Source organism: Pseudomonas sp. R5-89-07, from assembly GCF_003851685.1.
Classification (GTDB): domain Bacteria; phylum Pseudomonadota; class Gammaproteobacteria; order Pseudomonadales; family Pseudomonadaceae; genus Aquipseudomonas.
Window position 1 is genome coordinate 4144096 of the sequence record NZ_CP027727.1, and the last position, 13030, is coordinate 4157125.

At 65.7% G+C, this 13030-nt stretch carries 1 protein-coding gene; it reads right to left on the bottom strand.

What is annotated here, in order from left to right; all coding sequences use genetic code 11:
• Positions 1 to 117: 117 nt before the first annotated feature.
• Positions 118 to 13017 (bottom strand): non-ribosomal peptide synthetase, encoded by a 12900-nt coding sequence (locus C4J94_RS18870; protein WP_124387547.1) that lies wholly within the window; start codon positions 13015 to 13017, stop codon positions 118 to 120.
• Positions 13018 to 13030 lie beyond the last annotated feature (13 nt).

The window sequence follows — 13030 nt, forward strand, 5'->3', positions numbered from 1 at the left end:
GGCCTGGCCAACTCGGCCAGAAACTGCGGTTATCTAACCCTGGGATCAAGAACCTTGCCTACTGTCAGAATTAACAGTTCTGCTGGAAAACCACGGCATTCCAGACCAATGGCTTCCTCACAGCCCCTCCAACTGCGCCATCAAATCACTCAACCGATCCACCTTCTCCGCACTGATCTCATTAGCCGCCAACCCCTCGATATACTCGGCCAACTCCGCCACCGTGCTGCATTCGAACATTGCCCTTAACGGCACATCGCGCTGCAAGGTCTTCTGCACCCGCGAGGCAATCTGCGTGGCCAGCAGCGAGTGCCCGCCCAGTTCGAAGAAGTTGTCCTGCACCCCTACCCGCTCGATTTTCAGCACCTGGGCCCAAATGTCGGCCAGAGTGGCTTCCAGCTCATTGCGCGGCGCCAGGTAGTCCTGGCTGTGCAACTGGCCGATCTCCAGGGCCGGCAGGGCCTTGCGGTCGAGTTTGCCGTTGGCGTTGAGCGGCAGGCGTTCGAGCCATAGCCAGTGCAGCGGCACCATGTATTCGGGCAGTTCGCTGCGCAGGCGCTGCTTGATGCGGTCCAGGCGCTCGCTGGCATTCAACGTCTGGTCCGCGGCCACGAGATAGCCGACCAGGTGCTTGCCATTGACCCCCTCTTGTACGCCGACCGCCGCATCGCGCAGCTCCGGCTGTTCGTGCAGGCGCGCTTCGATTTCACCCAGCTCGATGCGGTAGCCGCGAATCTTCACCTGATGGTCGATGCGCCCGACGTACTCCAGCACACCATCGCTGCGCCGCCGTGCCAGGTCGCCGGTGCGGTACAGCCGCTCGCCCGGCGCGCCGAACGGGTTGGGCACAAACACCGGTGCGGTGCGCAACGGATCGCTGACGTAGCCCCGCCCGACACCGGTGCCGGCCACGCACAGTTCACCGACAGCGCCTTGCGGCACCAGCGCCAGTGCACCGTCGAGCAGGTACAAACGGTTGTTGTCGGTCGGTGTGCCAATCGGCAGGTAGGTGCCACGGGTCGAGGCCAGGTCGACCCGGTAGAACGCCACATCGTCCGAGCATTCCGCCGGGCCGTAAGCGTTCACCAAGCCAATCCGGGGGTAGCGCAAGAGCCATTGGTGCGCCAACTCCGGCGGCATCGCTTCACCGGTCGGCAGCATCCAGCGCAGGCCGTCGAGGGTGATACGGTCCTGGGCGAGCATGCCCTGGATAAGCGACGGCACGCTTTCCAGTACAGTAATACCTTGTGCCTGGACGTGAGCCAACAAGCCCTGGGGATCATGGGCAATGCTGTTCGGCACGATGTCGACCCGCGCGCCGAACAGCGGCGCCGCGAGGAACTGCCACACGGAAATATCGAAGCTTTGCGAAGCGGTCTGCGCGATCACATCCGTCTCGCTCAGGTGCAGGTACGGCACCTTGCTCAACTGGTTGTTGAGCATGCCGCGCTGTTCCACCATTACGCCTTTTGGCAGGCCGGTGGAGCCCGAGGTGTAGATCACATAGGCGAGGTTGTCCGACGCACTGTAGACGCCCGGGTTCTCGCCACGGGCGGGAATTTCCTCCCACACCAGCAACTGGCAGTCGACCCCGTCGAGCAGTTCGATCGCCTGCTCCCGATAGGCTTCGGTGCACACCAGCAACGGCGTGCGGCTCAGTTCGATGATGCGGCTCAGGCGCGGGCCCGGCAGGCCAGGGTCCAGCGGCAGGTAACCGGCACCGGCTTTGAAGCTGCCGATGATCATGCCGAGCAGCTCCAGGTTACGCTCGGCCAGCAACGCCACCGGTTGGTCCGGGCCAACGCCGGCCGTGATCAGCGCATGCCCCAGGCCGTTACTGCGCCGGTTCAACTCCTCGTAGCTCCATTGCCGCTCAAGGCAAGTGGCGGCGATACGCTGCGGCTGCTGCGCCACCTGTTCCTCGAACAGCTCGACATAGCTGCGCTGCAGCGGGTAATCGCGTTCGCTCTGGTTGCAGCCGTCCACCAGGAATTCACGCTCCTGCGCGCCAATCAGCGGCAAGTCGGCCATGTCGCCATGGAAGCCCTGCACCAGCGCCAGCAGCAGGCGCTTGAACTCGCCGAGCATGCCTTGCACGGTGGTTTCATCGAAATAGCGCTGGTCGTAGGACAGGTGCAAGCCCAGGTCATCGCCCGGGTAGCACACGGCGGTCAGCGGGAAGTTGGTGTGGGTACGGCCGGAATCCGAGGTGGCATTCAGGCTTTGCGCACGGCTCAGCACCGAGGTTTCCACCGGGGCGTTCTCGAACACGAACAGGCTGTCGAACAGCGGCTGGCCCTTGGGCAGTTCGCTGTGCTCCTGAATGGTCACCAGCGGCAGGTATTCGTACTCGCGCAATTGCATGTTGCTGTCGAGCAGGCCGCTCAGCCAGTCGCGCACGCTGCAAGGCTGGTCGTCCTCCGGCAGTTTGACTCGCAGTGCGATGCTGTTGATGAACAGGCCGACGGTGCGTTGCATCTGCGGCATGTCGACCGGGCGGCCAGCCACGGTGACGCCGAACAGCACGTCGCGATCACCGCTCAAGCGCCGCAGCACCAGCGCCCATGCCGCCTGGGCAAAGGTGTTGACCGTCAATTGGTGGGCCTGGGCCAGCTCGCGCAATTGCGCGCCGTCGGGGGCATCCAGGCGGGTGTAGCAGTCGCCCACCAGCATGCCGCCGCTGTGGCCGGCATGTTCGCGCAGGAACGGCCGGTCGCTGGGGATCGGTGTGGTGCGCTCGAAACCTTGCAGGTTGCCCTGCCACCACTGGCGTGCTTCGTCCAGGTCCTGGCGTTGCAGCCAGGCGATGTAGTCGCGGTAGCGCGGTGGCGTGGCCAGTTGCGCTTCGCGACCTTCGCCCAGGGCCAGGTAGATTTCGAAGAAGTCATTCATCAACAGCGAACGGCACCAGGCATCGATGAGGATGTGGTGGTTGCTCATCATGAACCAGTAACGCGCCTCGCCCACACGGATCAGGCGCAGGTGGAACGGCGCTTGGTTGAGCAGATCGAAACCGGCTTCGCGTTCGCGCTTGAGCAAAGCTTGCAGACGCGGTTCCTGCTCGCGCTCGGGGTCGGCGCTCCAGTCCAGGTACTCGATTGGCGTGCTGCCCGGCGTGTGGATCACTTGCAGCATGTCCTCGCCGACGTTCCAGCAGAACGAGGCGCGCAAGGCCTCGTGGCGGGCAATCACCGCCTGCCAGGCCTGGGCGAAACGCTGCGGGTCCAGGGCGCTGTTGATGCGGTAGCGGTCCTGCATGTAATACAGGCCGGTGCCCGGTTCCAGCAGGGTGTGCAGCAGCAGGCCCTCCTGCATCGGGGTCAGCGGGTAGACGTCTTCGATGACGCTGGCCGGTACCGGCAGGCTGTCCAGCTGCGCCTGGCTCAACCGCGCCAGCGGGAAGTCGGACGGCGTAAGGCCGCCGGCATCTTCGTCAAGGCAATGGGCGATCAGGCTGTGCAACTCAGCCAGGTACGCCTCGGCCAGATCGCGAATGGTCTGCTGGTCGTGGCGTTCGCGACTGAAGGTCCAGCGCAGCACCAGTTCGCCGCCGTACACCTGGCTGTCGACACTCAACTCGTTGGGCAGCGGTGCGTCGGGGTCGTGGGCGAGACCGGCGGATTCATCCAGTGGATGGAACAGCGCATCGGCGCCGAAGCTCTGGTCGAACTGGCCGAGGTAGTTGAAGGTGATATCCGCGCTCGGCAGCGCCGCCAGGGTGCGTTGGCACAGGTCGTCCGCCAGGTAGCGCAGCACGCCATAGCCCAAGCCCTTATGCGGTACGCCGCGCAGTTGCTCCTTGATGGCCTTGATCGAATCGCCCAGCTGCGCCTGCGGGGTCAGGCGCAACGGATAAGCGCTGGTGAACCAGCCGACGCTGCGGGTCAGGTCGATGTCATCGAACAGGCTTTCACGGCCGTGGCCTTCCAGTTGGACCAGCGCCGCGTCATGGCCGCTCCAGCGGCACAGCACGCGGGCCAGGGCGGTCAGCAGCAAGTCGTTGACCTGGGTGCGGTAGGCGCTCGGCGCCTGTTGCAGCAACTGCCGAGTGTGCTCGGCATCCAGGCGCACGCTGACCGTTTCGGCATCCCGATTGCGCCGTGCGCCGTGGGCTCGATCTACCGGCAACGCCAGCGCCGGGCCCGCCAGTTGGGCTTGCCACAGGCTCAGTTCTTCGCGCAGGGATTCGCTGTGCGCATAGGCCTGCAAACGCGCGGCCCAGTCGCGCAAGGCGCTGGTCTTGGCCGGCAGGCTCACGGATTGGCCTGCGCTCAGTTGGCGATAGACAGTTTGCAGGTCTTCGAGCAGCACTCGCCACGACACGCCGTCCACCACCAAGTGGTGGATGGCGATCAGCAGGCGCTGCTGGCCTTGCGGGCCGTCCACCAGTAACGCGCGCAGCAGCGGGCCATGCTGCAGGTCGAGGCTGCGCTGGGTGTCGGTGAACAGCGCGGTGCAGTCGGCCATGTCGCGCACTTGCGCCTGCATCAACACGCCACCTTCAGGCACGGCCAGGTGTTCGGCATGCCACTGCGCGTCGCGTTGGGTAAAGCTCAGGCGCAGCGCGTCGTGATGTTCGAGTACCGCCACCAGGGCCTGCTCCAGGCGATGCGGGTCGAGCAGTTGCAGCGGCTTGAGCAGCAGCGCCTGGTTCCAGTGATGGCGCGCCGGGATGTCGCTGTGGAAGAACCAATGCTGGATCGGCGTAAGGCCCGAGCCGCCAGTCAGTAAACCCTGCTCGGCGCTGACCTGTTCGGCGCGCGTGGCGACGGCGGCCAGGCTGTGCACGGTCTGGTGCTGGAACAGGTCACGCGGGCTGAAATGAATGCCTGCCTGCCGCGCACGGCTGACCACCTGGATCGACAGAATGGAGTCGCCGCCCAGCTCAAAGAAATTATCGTCCAGACCGACTTGCTGCACGTTCAGCACCGCGCACCAGATCGCTGCCAGGCTTTGCTCCAGCGCGTTGCGCGGCGCCACGTACTCTTGGCGATTGGCCTCGGGGTCCGGCTCGGGCAAGGCGCGGCGGTCGAGCTTGCCGTTGGCGGTCAGCGGCATGCTGTCGAGCACGATCATCTGGGCCGGCACCATGTAGTCCGGCAAGTGCGCCTTGAGGTGAGCCTTCAGCGCGTCACGCAAGGCAATCTGCTCGGCATCACTGACCAGGTACGCCACCAAGTGTTTGCCGCTCGGCGAATCCAGCGCCAGCACCACCGCTTCACGCACGGCTGGATGCTCCAGCAGGCGGGTTTCGATTTCGCCCAGTTCGATGCGGAAACCACGGATCTTCACTTGATGGTCGATACGCCCCAGGTATTCCACCTGCCCATCGGCGCGTTGGCGCACCAGGTCGCCGGTGCGGTACAGGCGGCCGCCAGTCGCTGCAAACGGGTCGGCGACAAAGCGTTCCGCGGTCATCCCCGGACGCTGGTGATAACCCTGGGCCAGGCCCGCACCGCCCACGTACAGCTCGCCGGTGGCACCTTGCGGCACCAGGGCCAGGTCGGCGTCCAGAATATAGGCCACGCGCGCGCCGATGATGCTGCCGATCGGCACGCTGGCGGCGCCCTCCTCCAGCTGTTCCGGCGCCAGACTGGCCAGCGGCATGACCACGGTTTCGGTCGGGCCATAGGCATTGAAGAACACCTGGGGCTGGAAGGCGGTGCGGATGCGTTGCAAGTGCTCGCCGGTCAAGGCTTCGCCGCCGGTGATGCACATGCGCACCGGCAAGCTCTGGTTTTGCGTGGCCAGCCACTGTGCCAATTGGCTGCCGTAGCTGGGGGTGAACCCGAGGATAGTGATGCGATGGGTGCGGATCAGCGCGCAGATTTCCTGCGCGTCCCACTGGCCCTGGGCGCGCAATACGACGTGGGCGCCGCTGAGCAAGGGCACCAGCAAGCGCTCGGTGGCGGCGTCAAAGTTGATCGAATAGAAATGCAGTTCACAGTCGTCCGAGCGCATGCCGAACCGTTCGATCACGGCCTGGCAATGCATGGCGATTTCGCCGTGGGACACCACCACGCCTTTAGGCTTGCCGGTGGAACCGGAGGTGTAGATCAGGTACGCCTGGTGTTGCGCCAGGCTGATCAACGGCAGCTCGCTGGCCGGGTAGTTGCCCAGCAGCGGCAGGTCGTGTTCCAGGCACCAGGTCGCGACGGTTGCCGGCAGCGGGCCGAGGGCTTCGAACATCGCGGCATCGCTGAGCAGCAGGCCGATGCCACTGTCTTCGATCATGTAACGCAGGCGGTCCAGCGGGTATTCCGGGTCCAGCGGCACGTAGGCGCCGCCGGCCTTGAGGATCGCCAGCAGGCCGATGACCATTTCCAGCGAACGCGGCAGCGCCAGGCCGACGCGCACCTGCGGGCCGACGCCGCGTTCACGCAGCATCCAGGCCAGGCAATTGGCGCGGGCGTCGAGTTCGGCGTAAGTGAGCGTGACCCCGGCAAAGGTCAGCGCCGGCGCATCGGCACGCTTGCGCGCCTGTTGGCTGAACAGCGGGTGAATGCACTGGTCGAGCCGATGCTCGCCGGCTTCAGCACCGAGGCTATCTTGCACGGCGCGCTGCTCGGCGGCGCTGAGCAACGGCAGTTCGCTGAGGCATTGCTGCGGATGTTCGATCAGCGCTTGGAGCAGGTTGCGCCAATGCGCGGCCATGCGGGCAATGCGTGGCTCGTCGAACAGATCGGTGCTGTAGGTCAGGCAGCAGCCCAGGCGATGGTCGAGGTCGGTGACTTCCAAATTGAGGTCGAACTTGGTGGCGCGGGCGTCGTTGGCCAGGTACTCGACGGTCATGCCGGCCAGTTGGCGGCTCTGCTGGAATTCCCAGCGCTGCACGTTGCACATCACCTGGAACAGCGGGTTATACGCCGCACTGCGCGGCGGCTGCAGCGCCTCCACCAGATGGTCGAACGGCAGGTCCTGATGGGACTGGCCCTCGATCACGGTGTGACGCACCTGCTCGAACAGCTGCGCAACCGTCATCTGCCCATCGAGCTGGCAGCGCAGCACCTGGGTATTGAGGAACGCACCGATCAGCCCTTCACTTTCCGGACGGATCCGATTGGCCACCGGCGCGCCGATGCGCAGGTCGGTCTGGCCGCTGTAGCGGTAGAGCAACACGGCCAGGGTAGCGGTCATGGTCATGAACAGGGTCAGGCCATGCTCGGCGTTGAACGCGCGTACGCGGGCGGCCAATGCGTCGCTCAGGTCGAAGCGGTACAGCTCGCCCCGGTGACTTTGCACCGCTGGACGCGGACGGTCGGCAGGCAGTTCCAGCAGCGGATGTTCGTTGCCCAGTTGCGCGGTCCAGTAGTCCAGCTGGCGTTGACGTTCGCCGGATTCCAGCCACTGGCGCTGCCACACGCTGTAGTCCAGGTACTGCACCGGCAGCGGCGCCAGCGGTGAGTCACGCTCGTCGATGAAGGCTTCGTACAGCGCGCTGAGTTCACGGGCAAAGATGTCCATGGCCCAGCCTTCGGTGACGATATGGTGCAGGGTCAGCACCAGGTAATGGTCTTGCTCGCCGGCCTTGACCAGGCAGGCGCGCAGCAACGGCCCGCGTTCCAGGTTGAACGGCGTATGGGCCTCCTGATCCGCCAGTTGTTGCAGGCGCTGCTGGCGCTCGGTTTCAGTCAGTGCCGAGACGTCCTGCCAGTCCATGCGCAGGCCGGTCTGTGGCGAGACTTTCTGACAAGCCACGCCATCGACGCTCGGAAAGGTGGTGCGCAGGGTTTCGTGACGCATGATCAAGGCTTGCAACGCCGCCTCGAAACGCCCCACGTCCAGCACCCCGCGCAAACGCGCCATGCCACCCACGTTGTAGGCCGGGCTGTCCGGTTCCAGCTGCCAGAGGAACCACATGCGCTGCTGGGAATAGGACAGCGGCACCGGTTGGCTGCGGTCGACCTTGGCGATGGCCGTCTGTTGGTTGCGTTGGCCCGACGCCTGGATCAACCCGACCTGCTCGGCAAACGCGCCCAGCTCGCTGGCGTCGAACAAGGTGCGCAATGGCAGTTCGACGTCGCAGGACTGGCGGGTGCGGGAGATGATTTGCGTGGCCAGCAACGAATGGCCGCCGAGGGCGAAAAAGTCATCGCACAGGCCGATACGCGGCAGGCCGAGCACTTCGCGCCAGATCGCCGCAATCTGCTGCTGCAACGGCGTCTCGGGTTCGACGTGCTCGCGGGTTTGCCACACAGGTTCCGGCAGCGCGCGGCGGTCGACCTTGCCGCTTGGGCTCAAGGGCATGGCGTCCAGGCGTATCAGGTAGGCGGGCACCATGTAGTCGGGCAGTTCAAGGGCCAGGGCGGTTTTTACCGCCGCTGCGTCGAGTTCGGCAGGGGCGGTGTAGTAACCGATCAACTGGCCGTCACGCACCTGCACCACGGCTTGGGCGACGTCCGACAGCGCCAGCATGCGCGCTTCGATTTCTTCGGGTTCAACGCGAAAGCCGCGCAGCTTGACCTGCTGATCGAGGCGGCCCAGGTATTCCAGCACCCCCTCGGCGCTCCAGCGCGCACGGTCACCGGTGCGATACAGGCGCGCCCCGGCACTGCCCAGCGGGTCGGCGACAAACCGCTCAGCGGTGAGCCCCGCCCGCCCAAGATAACCGCGCGCCAGGCCGATGCCGCCGATGCACAACTCGCCCGGCACACCGGCCGGCAGCGGGTTGAGGTGTTCGTCGAGCACCCGGCAGATCACGTTGCCCAATGGCCGGCCAATCGGCGAGCGCTCGCCATCCTCCACGGCGCAGTGCCAGTGGGTGACGTTGATCGCGGTTTCGGTCGGGCCATAGCGGTTGTGCAGTTGCACCGCTGGCAGCCGCGCCAAGACGCGGTTGCGCAGTTCGGCGGGCAAGGCTTCGCCGCCGGAGAACAGACGCCGCAGGCTGGTGCATTCGGCGACCAGAGGTTCGTCAATAAACAACTGCAACAACGGCGGCACGAAGTGCAACGTGGTCACGCCATGGGCCCGCACCAACTGGGCGATGCGATGGGGATCGCGGTGCTCACCCGGCCCCACCAGCACCAGCCGGCAACCGCTGATCAGCGGCCAGAAGCACTCCCACACCGATACGTCGAAACTGATCGGCGCCTTTTGCATCAGCACATCGGTGGCGTCGAGTCGATAGGTGGCTTGCATCCACTGCAACCGCTCGGCCAGCGCCGCATGGGTACTGCCGACGCCCTTGGGCTGGCCGGTGGAACCGGAGGTGTAGATCACGTAGGCGAGGTGGTCGCCGTGCAGGTGCAGGCCCGGTGGCTGGGTCGGCCAGCTCTCCAGGTGCAGGCTGTCCATGGCGATCACGCACACGCCCGCGCTCGTCGGCAATTGGTCCAGCAGCGAGGTCTGGGTCAGCAGCAGGTGCACGCCGCTGTCCTCAAGCATGTAGGCCAGGCGTTCGCTGGGGTAATCCGGGTCCAGCGGCACATAGGCGCCACCGGCCTTGATGATCGCCAGCAGGCCGATCAGCAACTGCGGCGAACGCTCGGCGGCGATGCCCACGCACACGTCCGGGCCGACGCCCTTGTCGCGCAGGTAATGCGCCAGGCGGTTGGCCTGGGTGTGCAACTGGGCGAAGCTCAGGCTGGCGTCCGCCCAGACCAGCGCGGTGGCGTCCGACGTCTGCTGCTGGTTGAGCAACTCAGGCAACCACTGCCGGGCCGGCGCGCACGGCGCCTGGCTCCACGCCTGTTGCTCGTCCACTGCCATCAGTTTCAGCTCGCCCAAGGCTTGCTGCGGTTGCGCGCAGACCGCGTGCAGCAGGTTGACGTAATGCTCGGCCAGGCGCTGCAGCGTTGCCGTGTCGAACAGCTCATCGGCGTAGTCGAAGGCCAGGCTCAAGCGCCCATTGCGATCCTCTTCGCTGTGCAGTTGCAGGTCGAACTTGGCTTCGCGGCTGTGCCACGGCAGTTCATCGGCGAGCATCCCCGGCAAACGGCGCAAGGCGCTGAGGTCACGTTGCTGATGGTTGAACATGACCCGGAACAGGCCCTGCTCACGCGCCTCGGGGAAAGCCTCCAGCAGTTGTTCGAACGGCAAGTCCTGATGCGCCTGGGCGTCCATCGCCGCCTGGCGTGTGACGGCCAACAGTTGGTCGAAAGGCTGGCGCCCGTCCAGCTCGGCCCGCAGCACCAGGGTGTTGATAAAGAACCCCACCAGCCCTTGGGTTTCCTGGCGCGAGCGGTTGGCATTGGGCACGCCGATGCGGATATCGCGCTGGCCGCTGTAGCGATACAACAGCGTCTGGAACGCGGCCAGCAGCAGCATGAACGGGGTGGATTCATGGGCCTGTGCGGTCTGGCGAATCGCCTCGCTGAGCTTGGCGCTCAGGCGGACGGTGTGCCGCGAGGCGCTGTTGAGCAGCTGCGCCGAACGCGGGTGGTCGGTGGCCAGGTCGAGGGTCGGGTGGTCGCCGCCCAACGCTGCTTTCCAGTAGGTCAACTGGCGCTGGCCTTCACCGGCGGCCAGCCATTGGCGCTGCCAGCTGGCGTAGTCGGCGTAGTGCAGGTGCAGGGGCGGCAACTCCAGGGCCTGGCCCTGGGAGGCTGCCGCGTAGAGATGGGAGAACTCGTCGATCAGAATATTCAGCGACCAGCCATCGGCGATGATGTGGTGCAGGGTCACCAGCAGCTGGTGGTCTTCGTCATCCAGGCGCACCAGGGTTACCCGTAGCAGCGGGCCTTTTTCCAGGTCGAAGCGGGTGCGGGCCTGGTCTTCGCGGATCTGCTGCGCACGGGCTTCACGCTCGGCGCCGGGCAGGTCGCCGAGGTCGATGACCTGCAGGTCGAACGCCACATGGGGCTCGATGCGCTGGAACCCCTGGCCGTCACGCTCATAGAAGCGCGTGCGCAGGGCTTCGTGGCGCTGGATCAGGTGCTGGAAGCTTGCGCGCACCGCGTCTTCGTTCAACTCGCCGCGCAGGCGCAGGCCACCCGGGATCGTGTAGGCGCTGCTGTGGGGGTCCAGCTGCCAGGTAATCCACAAGCGGTTCTGGGCCAGGGATTGTGGCAGGTCGCCGTGGCGCGACAGCGCGGGAATCGCGCCTTGGGCAACGCCACCGTCGTGCTGCAACTGTGCGATGCTGTCGGCAAAGCCCTGCAAGGTGGGCGCTTCGAACAGCAGCCGCAGGTTCAGCTCCAGGCCCAGGGTTTCGCGCAGGCGCGCGACCACTTGAGTAGCGCTGATGGAGTTACCGCCCAGCAGGAAAAAGTGATCGTCGGCGGCAACCGTTGGCACCTGGAGCTGTTCGCACCAGATCGCGGCGATATGGTGTTGCAGGGCCGACGCCAACGCTGCCCCGCTCGCCTGTGCTTGCAGGTCAGGGAACTGCGCGTAGCTGTCCAGGCCGCCGTCGGCATGGCGCAGCGCACATGCCGCCCGTTGCAGCTTGCCGCTGGAGGTTTTCGGCAGCGCGCCCGGGTTGAGCAGCACCACCACGCACGGCGCCTCCTGGTAAGCCTCGGCTACCGCTTGGCGAATCGCCTTGATCAGCGCTTCGGGCGGCAGGATTTTCTGCACGCTGCGGCTGATTTCCGCAGCGATGCCGATGCCTTCCAGGCCCTGATCGTTGACCGCAAACGCCGCCACGCGGCCCTTGCGCACCACTTCGACTTCACGCTCGATGGTGTGCTCGATGTCCTGCGGGTAGAGGTTGTGCCCGCGTACGATCAGCAGGTCCTTCAGGCGCCCGGTGATGTACACCTCGCCGTCACGGATAAAACCCAGGTCACCCGTGCGCAACCACGTGCGACCGGCGTGCTGGACGAAGGTCTTGGCGCTGGCCTCGGGGTTGCGCCAGTAACCCTGGGCAATGCTCGGGCCGCTCGCCCAGAGTTCGCCCACGCAGGTGTCGGCCAACTCGCTCAGCGTATGCGGGTCGGCGATCAGCACGGCGTGGTCCGGCTGAGCAGTGCCGCAGCTCATGATCGCACTGCCCTGCCCCGGCTCGGCGCGGTTGGCGGCCAGCGCCTGCTCATCCACGCGCAGCGCCGGGATGCCTTGGCCACGGGTGCCACCCGCGACGAACAGGGTCGCTTCGGCCAGCCCATAGGAAGCGAAGAAGTTGTTCGAGGTGAAACCGCAGACGGCGAACTTATCGGCGAAGCGTTCCAGGGTGTCCAGGCGGATCGGCTCGGAACCGGAATAGGCCACGCGCCATTGGCTCAGGTCCAGGCGCTCCAGGGCCGACTCGCTGACTCGTTCGCTGCACAGTCGATAGGCGAAGTCGGGCCCACCGCTGATGGTGCCACCGTATTCGCTGATCGCTTCCAGCCAGCGCAACGGCCGCGCCAGAAAATAGGCCGGCGACATCAGCACGCACGGCACGCCACTGAAGATCGGCTGCAGCAGCCCGCCGATCAAACCCATGTCGTGGTACAGCGGCAACCAGCTGACGATCACATCGTGCGGGTTGAGGTCGATGCCAAAGCCGCGGCGGATCAGCAGTTCGTTGGCCACCAGGTTGCCGTGGCTGACTTGCACACCCTTGGGCAGCGCGGTGGAGCCGGAGGTGTATTGCAGGAAGGCAATGTCATCGGGTTGCAGCTCGGGGGCGACCCAGTGGTCGGCGAGCTGTGCGTCGAGGGTATCCACGCTCAATACCGGTGGTGCGTTGTCAATCTGCGCCAGGCCATCGGCAAGACTGGCGATGGTCAGCAACCGGCGCGGCTCGGCATCGCTGATGATCGACAGCAAGCGTTCCTGGTGATGACGCTTGGTGGATTCCGGCGGGTAGGCCGGCACCGCGATCACCCCGGCGTACAGGCAGCCAAAGAACGCCGCGACATAGTCCGGGCCGCTGGGGAACAACAGCACCGCGCGCTCGCCCAACGCCACATCGGCTTGCAAGGCGGCGGCGATGGTGCGCGCGCGCAGGTCCAGGTCTCGGTAACTGAGCACCACGCTGTGCTCGGCGGACTCGGCCAGAAAGCGCAGGGCTACCTGGTCCGGCGTTTGCGCGGCACGGCGCTGGAGGGACTGGACCAGGGTGCGGGGAAGTTCGAAGGCGTCCATCATGGGGTTCCTGCCT